Annotated in this window: 14 protein-coding genes; 6 read left to right on the top strand and 8 right to left on the bottom strand. The window is 66.4% G+C overall.

Annotation, left to right across the window (positions count from 1 at the left end; all coding sequences use genetic code 11):
- Positions 1 to 86 precede the first annotated feature (86 nt).
- Complete coding sequence (locus tag ABD655_RS07490) at positions 87 to 680, top strand: small multidrug efflux protein (RefSeq protein WP_344712860.1); 594 nt, start codon at positions 87 to 89, stop codon at positions 678 to 680.
- 1 nt (position 681) lies between these two features.
- Positions 682 to 1,425 (top strand): GOLPH3/VPS74 family protein, encoded by a 744-nt coding sequence (locus ABD655_RS07485; RefSeq protein WP_344712859.1) that lies wholly within the window; start codon positions 682 to 684, stop codon positions 1,423 to 1,425.
- A gap of 95 nt (positions 1,426 to 1,520) precedes the next feature.
- On the opposite strand, the gene ABD655_RS07480 is transcribed toward ABD655_RS07485, so the two are convergent.
- Positions 1,521 to 2,249, bottom strand: coding sequence for a serine hydrolase domain-containing protein (locus ABD655_RS07480; protein ID WP_344712857.1), 729 nt, complete (start codon positions 2,247 to 2,249; stop codon positions 1,521 to 1,523).
- 66 nt (positions 2,250 to 2,315) lie between these two features.
- On the opposite strand from ABD655_RS07480, the gene ABD655_RS07475 reads away from it, so the two are divergent.
- Positions 2,316 to 4,286 carry an APC family permease gene (locus tag ABD655_RS07475; RefSeq protein ID WP_344712856.1) on the top strand — a complete coding sequence of 657 codons (1,971 nt, stop codon included), beginning with the start codon at positions 2,316 to 2,318 and terminating at the stop codon, positions 4,284 to 4,286.
- Between the two features lie 58 nt (positions 4,287 to 4,344).
- Here the strand turns inward: ABD655_RS07475 and ABD655_RS07470 are convergent, their stop codons facing one another.
- From ABD655_RS07470 to ABD655_RS07440, 7 genes are all read right to left on the bottom strand, one after another.
- Positions 4,345 to 5,019: a response regulator gene (locus tag ABD655_RS07470; protein ID WP_344712855.1), complete on the bottom strand. Its 675-nt coding sequence runs from the start codon at positions 5,017 to 5,019 to the stop codon at positions 4,345 to 4,347.
- A complete protein-coding gene (locus ABD655_RS07465) occupies positions 5,016 to 7,556 on the bottom strand; it encodes an ATP-binding protein (protein WP_344712853.1) in 2,541 nt (846 codons plus the stop codon). The genes ABD655_RS07470 and ABD655_RS07465 overlap by 4 nt, the downstream gene beginning before the upstream one ends.
- A 65-nt stretch (positions 7,557 to 7,621) precedes the next feature.
- The gene (kdpC, locus tag ABD655_RS07460) at positions 7,622 to 8,230 is read right to left on the bottom strand and encodes a potassium-transporting ATPase subunit KdpC (protein WP_344712851.1); all 609 of its coding nucleotides are present in this window, start codon (positions 8,228 to 8,230) and stop codon (positions 7,622 to 7,624) included.
- A 22-nt stretch (positions 8,231 to 8,252) separates the two neighbouring features.
- Positions 8,253 to 10,406 carry a potassium-transporting ATPase subunit KdpB gene (kdpB, locus tag ABD655_RS07455; protein WP_344712850.1) on the bottom strand — a complete coding sequence of 718 codons (2,154 nt, stop codon included), beginning with the start codon at positions 10,404 to 10,406 and terminating at the stop codon, positions 8,253 to 8,255.
- A gap of 2 nt (positions 10,407 to 10,408) precedes the next feature.
- Positions 10,409 to 12,091 carry a potassium-transporting ATPase subunit KdpA gene (kdpA, locus tag ABD655_RS07450; RefSeq protein ID WP_344712848.1) on the bottom strand — a complete coding sequence of 561 codons (1,683 nt, stop codon included), beginning with the start codon at positions 12,089 to 12,091 and terminating at the stop codon, positions 10,409 to 10,411.
- A 1-nt stretch (position 12,092) separates the two neighbouring features.
- Positions 12,093 to 12,179, bottom strand: coding sequence for a potassium-transporting ATPase subunit F (locus ABD655_RS07445; RefSeq protein ID WP_344715742.1), 87 nt, complete (start codon positions 12,177 to 12,179; stop codon positions 12,093 to 12,095).
- On the bottom strand, positions 12,176 to 12,325 hold the full coding sequence (locus tag ABD655_RS07440; protein WP_344712847.1) for a hypothetical protein: 150 nt from the start codon (positions 12,323 to 12,325) through the stop codon (positions 12,176 to 12,178). The genes ABD655_RS07445 and ABD655_RS07440 overlap by 4 nt, the downstream gene beginning before the upstream one ends.
- A 416-nt stretch (positions 12,326 to 12,741) precedes the next feature.
- Between ABD655_RS07440 and ABD655_RS07435 the strand changes: the two genes are divergently transcribed.
- The 3 genes from ABD655_RS07435 to ABD655_RS07425 all read left to right on the top strand — a co-directional run bounded on the left by ABD655_RS07435 (position 12,742) and on the right by ABD655_RS07425 (position 15,302).
- The gene (locus ABD655_RS07435; protein ID WP_344712846.1) at positions 12,742 to 13,011 is read left to right on the top strand and encodes a hypothetical protein; all 270 of its coding nucleotides are present in this window, start codon (positions 12,742 to 12,744) and stop codon (positions 13,009 to 13,011) included.
- 248 nt (positions 13,012 to 13,259) lie between these two features.
- Entirely contained in the window at positions 13,260 to 13,778 is a 519-nt protein-coding gene (locus ABD655_RS07430) for a nucleoside deaminase (protein WP_344712844.1), read from the top strand.
- 114 nt (positions 13,779 to 13,892) lie between these two features.
- A complete protein-coding gene (locus tag ABD655_RS07425; protein WP_344712843.1) occupies positions 13,893 to 15,302 on the top strand; it encodes an MFS transporter in 1,410 nt (469 codons plus the stop codon).
- The last annotated feature ends 742 nt before the right edge of the window (positions 15,303 to 16,044 follow it).

Here is a 16,044-nt window from a genome sequence, read left to right as displayed (position 1 = left end):
TTCTGGGAACACGGTTTCTACTGGGGAATGGGTCGATCGAAACTCGCTCGATTCCACAAAATCACGACAAGAAAGGAATCCGAATCATGAACTTCTTTCATGAGCTCATCAGCACCTTCCAGGATCTCGTAGCCCAGGTGCCTGACTTCGTCCAGCCGCTGGTGGTGATGCTCGCCGGAGCGATCCCCGCCGTCGAGGGGGACGTCGCAGCCGTGATCGGCATCGTCAGCGGTCTCAATCCCATCGTCGCGGCGATCGCCGGGGCTATGGGAAACTTCGTCACGGTGCTCTTCACGGTGCTCCTCACGTCGCGGGTACGCACCGCCGTGGTGAACCGCACGGCGCTGGTCGGTGCGACCGCGGGAGCGGCAGAGTCCTCGGCATTCGGAAGCGACCAGAGTGCTGCCACGGACGAGGCGACGGCATCCGTCAAGCCTGAGTCGAAGGGTCGTCAGAAGGGCCGCCAGCGCCTCAACAAGTGGTTCGTCCGCTTCGGCGTTCCCGGCGCGAGTCTCCTCGGCCCGCTGGCGCTCCCGACCCAGGTCACATCCGCGATCCTCGTCGCGGGCGGATCACCACGCGCCTGGGTCCTGCTCTGGCAGGCGGCAGCCATCGCCCTCTGGACGACGGTGGCCAGCGTCTCGGCCTGGCTCGCCCTCACCTACGTCGTGGGAGTCTGAGATGACGCAGCAGCCGGAAGCACGCCTCGTCGGAGGTCAGGCCACGACACCCGGCGAGGCGCGGAACGTCGACAACCCGACGCTTGCGGAAGATCTCCTTCTTCTGCTGTTCCAGCCCGACTCCGGCACGATCGTCGGCGAGAACACGCTCTTCTACGTCCTCGCCGGGGCCGTACTCGCAGACGTCGCGCTGGAGGAGCGTGTGACGACCACGACGACCTGGAGCGGGACGATGAATGTGCAAGCCGTCGAAGGGCGGGAGCCCGCGGACGAGATCCTCCGCTCCGCATGGAACTACGTCTCCGGCAAGCCTCGCGGCGTTCAAGACGTCCTCGCCGCGATCGGACCGACGCTTCGCGAGCCTCTGCTGGAACGACTCATCGCACGCGGCGACATCCGCGAGGTGAGCCGCAAGGTGCTCGGTCTGTTTCACACGACAGCGCTCGTGGACGGCGGAAACGGGCGCCGGGCCGGCCTTCTGAGTGGCATCCGTGCCGCACTCGTCGACCGGACAGAACCGACGCCACGCGTCGCTGCGTTGGCAGCACTGGTGTGGGCGAGCGGCGCACTCCCCCAGTTCCATCGGGACATTCCCTGGAACTCCGCCGTCATCACGCGCGTCCAGGAACTCGAGCGTGGAGTCTGGGGCGCGGGGGCCGCGACCGAAGCCGTCTCGCGCACCGTGAACGCGATCATCGTCGGCATCGTCACCGTCGCGGCGACCCTGGGCGCCCGGAACCCCTGAGGCACGGGGCCGCAGCGCACGAGGAAGGATGAGTTCTCTTCGATCGCGCGGGCGCGGCAAACGCGGCACGGTCGCGCCTGCCGCCCGCTTCTCCGTCAGGTCTCGTCCGGGAACTTCCCGCGGACGGTCCCGTCCATGGCGTCCGCCAGGGCGTAGATCACCGGCCAGGCGCCCTCCGAGCTGTTGCCGAGCACGGTGACCGTCGTGCGGGTCTCGGGGATGCGCGTGGACCGGAATGAGGCGCCGGCGTCGTAGCCCTCGAGGATCAGCGAGGAATTGCGGCGACCGAGCCACAGCCCCATCCCGTACCGCTTGTGCTCTGACGGCACGTCGAAGCGGGGACGAATCATCTCTGCGAGTGTGCCCGGCGACACGATCCGGCCGTCCAGCAGTGCGTTCCAGAACCGGTGCAGGTCGTCGGCGGTGAAGTACATCCCGCCGTCGCCGTTGCCCCGTACCGGGAGGTGCAGCACGTTCGTGCGGTTGCCCTCCTCGTCCAAGTAGCCGAGCGCGGCATCCCCAGGGAGGTCGTCGGAGCGGAGGAACGCGGAGCCGGTGAGTCCCGCCCGGTCGCAGACTTCCGTCTGGACCAGTTCATGGAAGTCGCGGCCGCTGACGCGCTCCGCGATGAGCGCGAGCACCACGTACCCGCCATTGCAATAGGAGAATCGCTCGCCGGGCGGGAACTTCTGCGGGAAGCCGTCGAGGGCGGGCAGGAACGCCTCGGTCTCGGCGAGCACATGCAGTGGCAGCGAGAAGATGTAGTCGTCGATCTCGCCGTCGCCCTCCTCGTCAAGGTAGTCGCCGACATCGTTCTCGTTCACACGCTGAGCACCCCCTCTTCATATCCGAACGAGAAGCCTGATTCCGAGTGGATATCCCGGGGCTGAATGTCTGAATCATCGCTGGAACGCGTGCCACCCGAGGTGCCATCTGGCGGCGTGGCGCGCGCGAGGCGGTGGCTCCTCGAAGGGCTGGTGGACAGTCAGGGCAGGCATCAAGGCCCGCACGCGCGAACGACCGGCAGAACGCACTCATGGTGGCAGGTGATGTGCCTGACTGGAGTGGACTACTTCTCCACCCTCGGCTACCAGCCCGCGATCGCGGCGTTGGCCGCCGGACTCCTCTCACCACTCGCGACGATCGTGCTGGTGCTCCTCACCCTGTTCGGTGCGCTGCCGGTGTACCGAAGGGTGGCTCGGGAGAGTTCTGACGGGTCCGGCTCGATCGCCATGCTGGAACACCTCTTGCCATGGTGGGCGGGAAAGGTGTTCGTACTGGTCCTTCTCGGTTTCGCGGCCACCGACTTCATGATCACCATCACTCTGTCGGCGGCGGACGCGACTGCGCACGCGGTGGAGAACCCGTTCGCACCCGAATGGTTCCAAGGCAACCAGGTGGGCATCACGCTGTTCCTCGTCACCCTGTTGGCGCTCGTCTTCCTCAAAGGATTCCGCGAAGCGATCGGGATCGCGGTGGTCCTGGTCGCCGTGTTTCTGGCCCTGAACCTGGTAGTGATCCTGGTCTCCGTCGCTCATGTGGCCGAGAACCCGCTGGTGGTGACCGACTGGTGGGCGGCGTTGAACGTGCAGAACGGTAGCCCCTGGCTCATGATCGGCATCGCGTTGCTGGTGTTCCCGAAGCTCGCGCTGGGTTTGTCCGGCTTCGAAACGGGAGTCGCCGTGATGCCCCAGATCAAGGGCGACCAGACAGATACAGCGGACAAGCCCACGGGCAGAATCATGGGCGCAGGTCGCCTTCTGACCACGGCCGCAATCATCATGAGCACGTTCTTGATCAGCTCGAGTTTTGTCACGACCCTGCTCATTCCCCAAGAGGAGTTTCAGCCGGGGGGCAGTGCCAACGGTCGCGCGCTGGCGTATCTTGCGCACGAGTATCTCGGAAACGGCTTCGGGACCGTCTACGACATCAGTACGATCTGCATCCTCTGGTTCGCGGGGGCCTCCGCGATGGCGGGGTTGTTGAACCTGGTGCCTCGATATCTGCCCCGGTATGGGATGGCGCCGCAGTGGGCCCGCGCGGTGCGCCCACTAGTCCTGGTGTTCACGGCGATCGCGTTCCTGATCACGATCGTCTTCGACGCAGACGTCGACGCCCAGGGGGGTGCGTACGCGACCGGGGTTCTGGTGCTGATCACCTCCGCGTCTGTCGCGGTAACCCTCTCGGCCCGCCGCCGGATGCAGCGGGCAGCCACCGTCGGATTCGGGGTCGTCGCACTCGTGTTCGTCTACACCACGGTGGTCAACATCATCCAACGGCCGGACGGCATCCGCATCGCTACGATGTTCATCGTCGGCATTCTGGTCATCTCGGCCGTCTCGCGGATCGGTCGCTCATTCGAGATCCGGGCGACAACGGTCACGTTCGACCGAACCGCCCTGGCCTTCATCGAGGACGACGCCGAAAGCGGTGAGATCCGGATCGTCGCAAACGAACCGGATGACGGCAGCCCGGAGGAGTACTCGAGCAAGGACGCGGCCGAGCGGCGCTATTCGCACATCCCGATCGATTCACGAATCATCTTCCTCGAGGTTCACCCGACGGACTCGTCAGAGTTCGAAGAAGAGCTCCTCGTCGAGGGCGTGGAAAAGCACGGCTACCGGGTGCTCACCGTCAACAGCGCAAACATCCCCAACACGCTCGCCGCCCTGCTGTTGCAGATCCGCGATCAGACCGGGGTGATCCCCGGCGCATACTTCGAGTGGACCGAGGGGAACCCGGTCTCCAACATGCTCAAGTATCTGTTCGTCGGCTCCGGCGAGGTCGCTCCTGTGACGCGGGAGGTGCTGCGGGAAGCGGAACCCGATGCGAAGCGACGCCCGACCATCCACGTCAGCTGAGGGCCGTCGCAGACGCATCGCAGCGCTTCCGTTCAGGTTCGATGGTCGCTGTCGTGTGTCAGTCGGCGATGAGGCGGTACCCCATGCCCTGTTCGGTCAGCAGGTACTGCGGGTGTGAGGGGTCGGCCTCGAGCTTTCTGCGCAGCTGCGACATGTACAGACGCAGGTATCCCGAATCTGACACCTGCTCGCTCCCCCACATCTCTTTCAGCAACGTCTGCCGGGTTACCAGCGAGCCGGGGTTGTTCGCGAGGAATTCGAGCATCCGCCACTCCGTAGGCGTGAGATGCACGGGTGTGCCTCCGCGGGCGACCGTCTTGGTGGACAGGTCGATCTCAACCTCCCCGAACCTGACGGCCGGGGCCGTGGAATGGGCCGCGGCCCGCCGTGCAAGGGCGCGCAGACGGGCCAGGAACTCGTCGATCTGGAACGGCTTGGTGACGTAGTCGTCCGCGCCGGCATCGAGGGCCCGGACTTTGTCCGCCGATCCGGTGCGTCCGGACACGACGACGATAGGTGCGGTGGTCCAGCCGCGGAGCGCTTCGATCACGCGCATCCCGTCCAGGCGGGGCATTCCCAGGTCGAGGAGCACAAGCTCGGGGTCCGTTTGAGTGGCCAGGGTTACGGCTGCGGCACCATCTGGAGCGCTGAGCACTTCATGTCCGTGCGCGGTGAGGGTGATGCGCAGGGCGCGGACGAGCTGCGGGTCGTCGTCGGCGATCAGGATCTTCATCGGCTTGCTTCTCCGGAGTCGGGGGCCGCGGCGCGTGCGCGGATCGGCGCGGCGATCGGTAGAGCGATGACCATGGTGAGCCCCCCGCCCGGGGTGTCTTCGGCGGTGAGTGTGCCGCCCATCCCTTCGGTGAACCCCTTCGCCAGCGCCAGGCCGAGCCCTAGCCCGGTCGTGTTATCGGTATCTCCCAACCGCTGAAAGGGAGCGAAGATCTCGTCGCGGCGTTCGGGAGAGATACCGGGTCCATGATCGACGACTCGGATTTCGGCGGTACCGCCCAACTGGCTGGTTCCGATTCGAACGCGCGCGTGATCGGGCGAATAGCGCCGCGCGTTAGTCAGAACGTTGACCAAGATCCGCTGCAGCAGCACCGGGTCTGCGCTGATCTCAGGGAGATCAGAGTCCAGCGCAAGCTCCACGTCGTCGGAGCCCAACCGCAGTTCGTCGACAGCGGCCAGGACGATTCCAGCGGCATCCACCGGGCGAAGCGCGACCGCAAGAACCCCGGCTTCAACGCGGCTGACATCGAGCAGGTCCGTCACCAGAACCGTCAGCGTGGTGAGGCTCTCATCGGCGGTGGCGAGAAGCTCCCGACGATCCTCGTCTGAGAGCCGCCCGTCCGCGGCGCGCAGCCCACCGAGCGCCGCGACGGCGGCGGACAGGGGTCGCCGCAGGTCATGGCTGACCGCGGAGAGCAGGGCGCTGCGCACCTGGTCGGTTTCTGCGAGAGCGCCCGCTTCCCGCGCTGTCTCGGCGAGGTCGCCGTGCTCGAGGGCGGCAGCCAACTGGGTGACGATGACATCGAGCAGGCGACGTTCTGACGTGTCGAGGTCCCCGCCGTGCAGCTCCAGGGTCGCACGGGGCGGAGTGCCCGCACCGACGGGGAGGCTGACGGCACGCCCGTCGCGCACGGGCTCACCATCCGCGGCGAGCACCGTCCCGTCGGCGGCGACCAGCCGAACCCCGGACAGACCGAAGGCTTCTCGAGTTCGAGCGACCAGCGCGGGCACGGCGCCCTGCCCACGCAGGACGCTGCCGGCGACGGTTGCGAGCAGTTCCGACTCCGCCGAGGCACGCTGTGCGGCGCGCGCGCGTCGGGCTGCTTGGTCGACGACGACGCTGACCAGGATCGCAATCACGACGTACAACACGAGAGACAGCGCATGGGTGGGGTCTGCGATCTCGATCGCGAACAGCGGGTCGATGAAGAGGTAGTCAAGGGTCAGCGCGGACAGGACGGCGGCGAATATCGCCGGCCAGACGCCGCCGACGAGGGCGACGACCACGATGAGGAGCTGATAGGCAAGAACGTTGGTGGTGATCGCATCGTCGCTGCTGGTTGTGAACAACAGCCAGGACAGCAGCGGGCCACCGGCCAGGGCAAGCACGATCCCGAGGATGCGTCGCTTCGCGCTCAGCGCGGGGCCCGCCATGCGCGGCAGGTGGAAGCGTCCGCCGGCGGCGGCGTGGGTGACGATGTGGACGTCGATGTCACCGGATTCGCGGATGACCGTCGCGCCGATCCCCGGCCCGGTGACGGCGGCGGCCAGCCGCCCACGCCGGCTGACGCCGATGACCAGCTGTGACGCGTTCACCGACCGGGCGAACTCCACCAGGGCGTGTGCGACGTCGTCACCGACGACCTGGTGGTAGCTGCCGCCGAGGGAGTCCGCCAGCGCGCGCTGAGCAGCCAGCGCGCCGGGGGCGTTGTCGCGGAGCCCGTCCTGGCTGGACACATGCACCGCGAGGAGCTCGCCTCCCGCGGAGCGGGCGGCGATACGGGCGCCCCGGCGGAGAAGGGTTTCTCCTTCGGGTCCGCCGGTGAGGGCGACCACGACCCGTTCCCTGGCTTGCCAGGCGCCGGTGATGCCGTGCTCAGCCCGGTAGGACTTCAGCGCCGAGTCCACCTCGTCGGCGAGCCACAGCAGCGCGAGCTCACGGAGGGCTGTGAGGTTCCCCAGACGGAAGTAGTTCGACAGCGCCGCGTCGATGCGTTCGGCCGGGTAGACCACTCCTGCGGCGAGCCGATCGCGCAGTGACTGCGGGGCCAGGTCCACAACCTCGATCTGCTCAGCGCCGCGGACGACTGAATCCGGCACCGTCTCGCGTTGGGTGACGCCCGTGATCCCCTCGACGACGTCATTGAGGGACTCGATGTGTTGCACGTTGACGGTGGTGATCACATCGATGCCCGCTTCCAGCAGCTCTTGCACGTCTTGCCACCGTTTCGGATGCCGGGAACCCGGCGCGTTGGTGTGCGCGAGCTCGTCGACGAGGGCGAGGGCCGGGCGCCGGTCCAGGAGGGCGTCCAGGTCCATCTCGTCCAGGACGACGCCGCGGTGCGCGATGGGCCGCCGCGGGATGACCGGCAGTCCCACCGCTTGTGCGGCGGTCGCCGTGCGCCCGTGCGTTTCCACAACGCCGATGACGACATCGCGCCCTTCGGCGGCGAGTCGGCGTCCTTCCTCGAGCATCTCGTAGGTCTTGCCCACGCCGGGAGCGGCGCCCAGCAGCACCCTGAGTTTTCCGCGCCCCATGTGCGACCCTCCTCAATGCTCTTTCTATCCTGACCCGACTGCCGGGTCGGTGTGGTTCCCCGGCGTCAACCGACGGCGTCCAGGGCTTGATTGAGCTGCAGCACGTTCACTCGTTCTTCGCCGAGGAAGCCGAGGTCGCGGGACTGCACGTGCTTCTCGACCAGGGCACGAACGTCTTGCTCGTCCATGCCGCGTTCGGTGGCGATGCGCGGCACTTGCAGGAGTGCGTATCCGGGGCTGATGTCGGGGTCGAGCCCGGACCCCGACGCGGTGACGGCATCGGCCGGAATCTCCTGCAGCGTTACTCCGTCCAGTTCACTGATCCTTGCCTGACGTGCGGCGACGGCGGCGATCAGGTCGTCGTTGTTGGGTCCCAGGTTGGAGCCGCTGGATGCGCCGCCGTCGTACCCATCGCCGGCCGCGGACGGGCGGGACTGGAAGTACTCCGGCAGCGGGGCGCCATCGGCGTCGGTGAATGACTGACCGATGAGAGCGGAGCCGACCAGTCCCCCGTCGCTGGAGCGGATCGGTGACCCGTTTGCCTGGAACGGAAGGGCGAGTTGCCCGATCCCGGTGACCAGCAGCATGTAGCCGACGCCGAGAACGACGGTGAAGACGAGCATCGCGCGGACAGCGACGCCGGTGGTGCGCAGGGTGGCGCGGGTAGTGGACATTGCAGAGTCTCCTTGGTGGGGCTCAGAAGCCCGGGATCAGGCTGACGGCGAGGTCGATGAGTTTGATGCCGATGAACGGAGCGATCACGCCGCCGACGCCGTATATGAGCAGGTTGCGGCTGAGGATCTTCGAGGCGCTCGCCGCGCGGTACTTCACCCCGCGGAGGGCGAGGGGGATGAGCACGATGATGACGATCGCATTGAAGATGATGGCGCTGGTCACCGCGGATGCCGGTGAAGACAGGCCCATCACGTTCAGCGCCGCCAGCCCAGGGAAGATGCCCATGAACATTGCCGGGATGATCGCGAAGTACTTCGCAATGTCGTTGGCAAGCGAGAAGGTCGTGAGCGCCCCTCGGGTGATCAGAAGTTGCTTTCCAATGCGGACGATGTCAATCAGCTTCGTCGGATCTGAGTCGAGGTCGACCATGTTGCCGGCCTCTTTCGCGGCCGATGTCCCGGTGTTCATCGCCACCCCGACATCGGCCTGCGCCAGGGCGGGGGCGTCGTTGGTGCCGTCTCCGGTCATCGCAACCAGGTTCCCGCCTTCTTGCTCCTTACGGATGAGTGCCAGCTTGTCTTCGGGGGTGGCCTCGGCAAGATAGTCGTCCACACCCGCCTCGGCGGCGATCGCCTTCGCGGTGAGCGGGTTGTCGCCGGTGATCATCACGGTACGGATGCCCATGGCACGCAACTCGCCGAATCGTTCCCGCAGCCCGTCCTTGACGATGTCCTTCAGGTGGATCACACCCAGTACGGTGCTCACGCCGTCGGTAAGAGTGGCCACCACCAGTGGGGTGCCTCCGGATTCGGCGATCGCGTCGGTCTCGCTGATCAGTTGCTCGCGAGACGTGGTCGGAACAGCAGCGCCCTCCGCTTCCAGCCATGCCATCACCGCGGATCCCGCACCCTTACGCACCCGGGTGCCATCGGGCAGGTCCAGCCCGCTCATCCGGGTCTGCGCGGTGAACGGGACCGACTCGGCACCGCGCGGCATCTCCGCCACAACACCCTGAGCCGCCGCGAGTTCCACCACCGACGTGCCCTCAGGGGTCGGGTCGACCAGCGAGGACAGCGACGCAGCGCGGATGAGATCCGCTGCGCTGACATCCGGCAGCGGCACAAATGCAGAGGCGCGGCGGTTGCCGTACGTGATCGTCCCGGTCTTGTCGAGCAGCAGCGTGGTCACATCGCCGGCGGCTTCAACCGCACGACCTGACATCGCCAGCACGTTGCGCTGCACGAGACGGTCCATCCCGGCGATACCGATCGCTGAGAGCAGCGCGCCGATCGTTGTCGGGATCAGGCAGACCAGCAGCGCAACCAGCACAGGGATGGACACCGGGGATGCCGCGTAGGACGCGATCGGGTTCAGCACGAGAACCACGGCGACGAATACGATCGACAGGCTTGCCAGGAGGATGTTCAATGCGATCTCGTTCGGGGTGCGCTGGCGGGACGCACCCTCAACGAGCGCGATCATCCGATCAACGAACGTCTCGCCCGGCTTGGACGTGATCTGCACGACGATGCGGTCGCTGAGCACGCGGGTGCCGCCGGTGACGGCGCTGCGGTCACCTCCGGACTCCCGGACCACCGGGGCGGATTCGCCCGTGATAGCCGACTCATCCACGGTCGCGATGCCATGCACGATGTCCCCGTCACCGGGAATCAGCTGTCCGGCCTCGACCAGCACCACATCTCCCAAACCCAGGTCGGCCGACGCCACCTCCTGGATCTGCGCGCCCGCCGCCGACGGGTCCCGCTTCGGGTCGTAGGAGATGACACGGCGCGCAAGGGTTGCTGTCCGGGTTCTACGCAGAGTGGCCGCCTGCGCCTTGCCGCGACCTTCCGCAACCGCTTCGGCGACGTTCGCGAAGAACACGGTCAGCCACAACCAGATAGCAATGCCCCAGGTGAACCCGAAAGGAACCGCGGTGCCGCCGGAATCCTCTGGACCGCCGAGGAATGGTTCAGCGATCGCTATCAGGGTGGTCAGTGCAGCGCCCACCCAAACCAAGAACATGACGGGGTTTCGCCACTGCGCGGCCGGGTTGAGTTTGCGCAGCGCCGCAGGCAGCGCTTCGACGATCTGATCGGCGCTGAACGCCCGTTGCGGAGCGCGATGCGGGCGATGTGTCTGCTGTTCGGTGAGGGTGAGGGATGTGGTGGACATGATCAGACGAGTCCTTCAGCGAGAGGCCCCAGAACGAGGACCGGGAAGTAGGTGAGTGCGGTGAGGATGACCGCGACGCCGGCCAGGAGTCCCGCGAACTGTGGGCGCTCGGTCGGCAGTGTGCCGGCCGAGCTGGGCACCTTGTCCTGCGCGGCGAGGGACCCGGCCAGAGCCAGGACGAAGACGATCGGGATCAGTCGGCCCAGGAGCATCGCGACACCCAGCGCAGTGTTGAACCACGGCGTGTTCGCCGTGAGTCCGGCGAACGCTGATCCGTTGTTGTTGGCCGCGGACGTGAACGCATAGAGCACCTCGCTGAGACCGTGGACACCTGGGTTCCAGATCGACGTCGACTCCACGTCGGAGCGGACCGCAGGGATGGCGAAGCTGAGCGCGGTGAACGCGAGCACCAATGTCGGTGTGATGAGGATGTAGAGGCTGGCGAGTTTGATTTCGCGCGGCCCGATCTTCTTCCCCAGATACTCGGGGGTGCGGCCGATGAGGAGGCCACCGACGAACACTGCGATCACGGCGAGGATCAGCATCCCGTACAACCCGGATCCCACCCCACCTGGCGCGATCTCACCGAGCATGATGTTCAGCATCGGCAGCATCCCGCCCAGCGGGGTGTAGCTGTCGAGCATGGAGTTGACCGCGCCGGTCGAGGTGAGTGTAGAGGTGGCGTTGAACAGAGCAGAGGCAGCGATCCCGTATCTGACCTCTTTGCCTTCCATGGCACCGCCGGCCAGCTGTGTGGCCATGCCTCCCACGGACGCTTCCAGCCAGGTGCCGACGATCACCGAGACGAGGAAGATGCCGGCCATCACACCGAGGATGGTGTATCCCTGCCGGTGATCGCCGACGATCTTGCCGAACGCGCGCGGCAACGAGAAGGGAATCACCAGCATGAGAAGAACCTCGAACAGGTTCGTCCACGGCGTGGGATTCTCGAACGGGTGCGCCGAGTTGACGTTGTAGAACCCGCCACCGTTGGTGCCCAGCAGTTTGATCGCCTCTTGGGATGCGACCGGGCCGCCGGGGATCGACTGGGTGGCACCCGCAAGGGTGCTGGCGTCGGTGAAGCCGTTGAGGTTCTGCACGACGCCGCCGATGATCAGCGCGACCGCGGCGATCACGGAGAGGGGCAGCAGCAGCCGATAGGTGCCGCGGACGAGGTCGACCCAGAAGTTGCCGATCGTGCCCGACCGGCGATAGGCGAACCCGCGCACCAACGCGATGGCGACGGCGATGCCGACTGCGGCTGAGACGAAGTTCTGTACCGCCAGCGCGGCGAACTGTGCCGTGTATCCAAGAGTGAGTTCAGGCGAGTAGGACTGCCAGTTCGTGTTGGTGACGAAGGAGATCGCGGTGTTGAACGAGAGGTGTTCGCTGGGTGCGGGCAGCCCGAGCGCATAGGGCAGGAACTGCTGTAGCCGCTGTACGGCGTACACGAAGAGGATGCCGATGAGCGAGAACAACAGCACAGCGCGGAGATACGCCTGCCAGGTCTGCTCCGACCTCGGGTCAACCCCGATGAGCCGGTAGGTGCCTCGTTCGACGGCGAGGTGCTTATGGGTGGTGTAGATCCGTGCGATGTAGTCGCCGAGCGGACGGTACAGCAGCGCCAGGACAAGGACGACGGTCGCGATTTGGAGGACCGCGAACCAGATCTGTGCGGCATCCATGTCAGAACTTTTCTGGTCGCACGAGCGCGATCACGAGGTAGACGATGGCGGCGACGGCGAGAGCCGCGGCCAGGACAGAGAAGATCACAGCTTCTCCGCCCCTTTCGCGATCAGGCCGACAAACGCGACAAGCGCGATCGCAGCGGCGATGAAGACGACATCGAGCACGGGAGCTCCTTGCTGAACGGGTGACCGCGCGACTGCTGTGACGCGGGCGTCGAGGATGCCCGACACGACTTCGAATTCAACCCGCCTCGGGAGGTCGAGGTTGTGATCCTCACGGAATCCATGCAGCTTCCGCGCGGATCCTCACGGCGACCCGCCGCGTCCCGTCTCGAGTCAGGTCCGTTCCTCGGTCCTGCGAGTACCGGGTAGAGCATCCATGCGGTGGCGGGGTTGACCATTCATTGCGGCCCGTCTAGTTCGAACCAGTCGCTCCAGCGCGAGTTCGTCCGAGCTGTTCAGCCCCGGCTCGGCGACCCATGCTCGCGCCTCCACGTGACGTCCGCCCGAGACCCTCCCCGAATTACCCGCCCGATCAGTGTGCGGTCCCGTTGAGGAAGCTGCCGAGCTGGGCGGGGCACGCTGCGGCAGGAGCTGCAGCGCGGCGTCGCACGAGCTGCGGACCGCGGACACGAGATACTGGAGCCATGTCTTCCTCCGCTGAACGCCGCTCCAATCCGGCGGCCTGGGCCGCGTTCTGGTTCGCGCTGGCCGGTCTCGTGCTCATGCCCATCCCGCTGTTCATCGGGCTGATCCTCGGCGGTGGCCTCTCGATCGTCGCTGCGATCCTCGCGGTAATCGCCCTCCTCAAGGGGCTCGCGCGCAGCGGCAAGGGCATCGCGCCCGTTGTTTTCGCCGCGATCTTCATTGCGCTCACCTGGGCCGGGATCTCGGTCGGCGGCGGCACCGTCTGGTAGGTCGGCCCGGATGCCACCGCCTGCGCGAACTCGAGTACGCCGTGGCGAACCGCGGTTCCGCCAGCGGCAAGCTGCCTCTCCTCACGCGACGACGAGGAAGCCGTCGCCGTGCCGGTCGGACCGCCGGCGTGCACCGGTCTCGCGGGGGTCGAGCTCGCCGCCGCCCGCGCCCTCACCAACCTCGAGCAGGTGCTGCCGCTACCTGCACGCCGTAACCGACGCCTGAACAGATCGAAAGGAGTGCGAGGATGAGCACCGACATCTCCGGCATCGACGAGGGCTACCTGCGGCGCTGCGTCGACCTTGCAACGCGAGCGCTCGAGAACGGCGACGCTCCTTTCGGATCCGTCCTCGTCGACGCGGCGGGAACAGTGCTGGCCGAGGCGATGAACCGGGAGAGATCCGATCGCGACCCGACCGCGCATCCCGAATTGGCGCTGGTGCGATGGGCGATCGCACACCTCACCCCCGACGAGCGCGCAGCATCGACGGTCTACACGTCGGGCGAGCATTGCCCGATGTGCGCAGCCGCCCACGGGTGGGCGGGATTGGGACGCGTCGTCGCTGCCGCGTCGGGCACACAGCTGGCCGAGTGGCGGACGGCGTGGGGACTGCCGACCGGTCCGGTGACGCCGATCCCGATCGCGGATGTCGCGCCAGAAGTCGTCGTCATCGTGCCAGTTGCACCGTTCGACGCCCAGATGCGCGAGGTGCACCAGCGGGGCGTCGAGAACGGCAGCGCGGCCGCAGCCGCCGAATCCGACTGAGCCGAAGCCAGCAGCAAAGGATCGATCTACCCCGCGATGCGGATGCGGCGTTACGATCGAGCTGCAGCGAGCAAGGGCGGTTCCGCATGAAGATGGATGAAGTCCGGTAATCCCGTGGCATCGCCCGCTGAAACGGGGAGTACGACCACCGCGAGGTGGGCGCTGGTGCCGTTGGCGCTGGCGCAGTTCATCTGCTCGTTCGCCGGCTCGAACATGAACGTGATGCTCAACGACATGAGCCGCGATCTGGACACGACCGTGCAGGGCATTCAGATCTCCATCACGCTGTTCCTGCTCGTGATGGCGGCACTGATGATCCCCTTCGGCAAGCTGACCGTGCAGCTCGGGCGGAAGTTCTGCTTCATCCTGGGGCTCGCTGTTTACGGCGTCGGCGCGATCATGAGTGCCCTCTCCCCCGGGCTGGGCATTCTCATCCTGGGCAACTCGATCCTGGAGGGCGCGGGCACGGCGCTGCTCATCCCGCCCGTCTACATCCTGGTCACCATGTACTGGACGGGGCTCGCTGCACGGGTTCGGGCATTCGGCATCGTCAGCGCCGCCGGGGGCATCGGCGCGGCCACTGGGCCCCTGATCGGCGGATGGATCACCGCAGCACTGAGCTGGCGGGCCGCGTTCGGTTTCCAGGCGCTCATCATCGTGATCATTCTGATCCTTGCCCTGCGGTTGAAGGATCCCCGCCCACCCGAACGGAACCGACCCTATGACATCGTCGGCGCGATACTGTCGGGGCTCGGCCTGATCGTCTTCGTTCTGGGCATCCTCGCCGCCGACAACAACCTGTGGCTCTGCATCGGGCTCATGCTCGTCGGAGCCGGCGTCATCGCCCTCTTCTTCTGGTGGGTGCGGCGACTGGAGCGGACTGGACGCGAGCCGCTCCTGTCGACCTCCCTGTTCCGCAGCCGCATCTCCAACCTGGCGCTGGTAACACAGAACTTCCAATGGCTGCTTCTGATGGGCACCTCTATGCTCGTCGCCAGCCACCTACAGGTCGTCCGTCAGTACGACGCGATCGAGACCGGAGTCATCTTCAGCGCCGCCACCTTCGGCATCCTGGTGTCCTCTCTCTCCGCCGGCGCACTCGTCAAGAAGTTCGCCCAACGCTCCCTCATCATGGTGGGCTTCGTCGTCACCGGCATCGGCCTGATCATGCTGCTGCTGGTCGGCGCCGTCCCCGGCGCATGGCCCTTCGCGCCGGGCCTTCTCGCGATCGGGCTCGGGCTCGGCATCATGCTCACACCGAGCGTGAACGTCGTGCAGTCCGCGTTCCCTGAGGAACAGCAGGGTGAGATCTCCGGACTCTCGCGCAGCATCTCCAACCTCGGTTCCAGCTTCGGCACGGCCATCGTCGGAACCGTCCTCGCCCTGAACGTCGCCGGACCCTCCGACGGGTACGCGCTGGCCATGGCCTCCCTGGTCGTCGTCGCCGTCGCAGGCACCATCGTCGCCGGCTTCCTGCCCGGCCGCGCGGAGTCAGCGGCATCTGCCGATGAGCAGCGCCGATGAAGCACGGTGAACGCGTCCGCCAGCCTCGCCGCGCGTAGTGGTCGATGAAAGAGACGCCCTGCGTTCTCACCCCCCGGTGAGAAAACGCAGGGCGCCTGGCCTTTGCAAGATGCGGGAGAAACGACCCGCGCCCCTCCTTCGGGTGGACGGACGCAGGGCGCCTTTCGTCATACGTTGGGGTTCATCCCTGTCCCCTATCGGGGGACAGACATGCCGGTGGCGGTGCCCAAGATTTGGCCTAGGATCCCGCCGGCGCTTTTGAAGACACCGCCTTGGGCTGTGGCTCCACCAGTTGCACAGAAGAGAAACCCCGGCCCCCCAGAGCCAGGTTCATGACTTCCTCCCGCCCAGTCGATCACAGAGCAGACTTCGCCCGCGAGCTGAGGCCCGAAAGCTAACGCAAAACTAAGGAGCCCAACAGGGGCCGGTGAACCCGAGTCGGCGAAGCAATCTGGTCGAGACTGGACGGCGAGCCACAGCGTTGCGCCAGACGACGACCGGCTTGCGAGCGCCGGTCGTGTCCTCCCTGCGCTGGTGGGCAACCGTTACACCGGCTCGGAGATGCGGAGAAAGCCACAACTCAAGCACGACCAAGCAACCAGGAATCGCTCGTCGTCGAGTATCTCGAACCTAAGCGCGTCGCCACACGTCGGGCAGACTCGCCGATCAGCGTCCCGCGCGTCCATCCCGTCAGCCTAGGGACTTCGCCTGCCGAGATGGAGCGCCCCGGGGACCCGCTACC

It is taken from the genome of Microbacterium terregens, from assembly GCF_039534975.1.
In the GTDB taxonomy this organism is placed as follows: Bacteria; Actinomycetota; Actinomycetes; order Actinomycetales; family Microbacteriaceae; genus Microbacterium; species Microbacterium terregens.
Note: the sequence above shows the minus strand (reverse complement) of the source record. Positions and strands in the feature narration are given on the sequence as shown.

What these genes read in the sequence shown, in the direction of transcription:
- ABD655_RS07465 (WP_344712853.1), bottom strand. Translation starts at nt 7,556, where the DNA reads ATGGGGCGCGGAAAACTCAGGGTGCTGCTGGGCGCCGCTCCCGGCGTG.
- ABD655_RS07435 (WP_344712846.1), top strand. Translation starts at nt 12,742, where the DNA reads ATGTCTTCCTCCGCTGAACGCCGCTCCAATCCGGCGGCCTGGGCCGCG.
- ABD655_RS07490 (WP_344712860.1), top strand. Translation starts at nt 87, where the DNA reads ATGAACTTCTTTCATGAGCTCATCAGCACCTTCCAGGATCTCGTAGCC.
- ABD655_RS07475 (WP_344712856.1), top strand. Translation starts at nt 2,316, where the DNA reads ATGTCTGAATCATCGCTGGAACGCGTGCCACCCGAGGTGCCATCTGGC.
- kdpC (WP_344712851.1), bottom strand. Translation starts at nt 8,230, where the DNA reads ATGTCCACTACCCGCGCCACCCTGCGCACCACCGGCGTCGCTGTCCGC.
- kdpA (WP_344712848.1), bottom strand. Translation starts at nt 12,091, where the DNA reads ATGGATGCCGCACAGATCTGGTTCGCGGTCCTCCAAATCGCGACCGTC.
- ABD655_RS07470 (WP_344712855.1), bottom strand. Translation starts at nt 5,019, where the DNA reads ATGAAGATCCTGATCGCCGACGACGACCCGCAGCTCGTCCGCGCCCTG.
- ABD655_RS07430 (WP_344712844.1), top strand. Translation starts at nt 13,260, where the DNA reads ATGAGCACCGACATCTCCGGCATCGACGAGGGCTACCTGCGGCGCTGC.
- kdpB (WP_344712850.1), bottom strand. Translation starts at nt 10,406, where the DNA reads ATGTCCACCACATCCCTCACCCTCACCGAACAGCAGACACATCGCCCG.
- ABD655_RS07485 (WP_344712859.1), top strand. Translation starts at nt 682, where the DNA reads ATGACGCAGCAGCCGGAAGCACGCCTCGTCGGAGGTCAGGCCACGACA.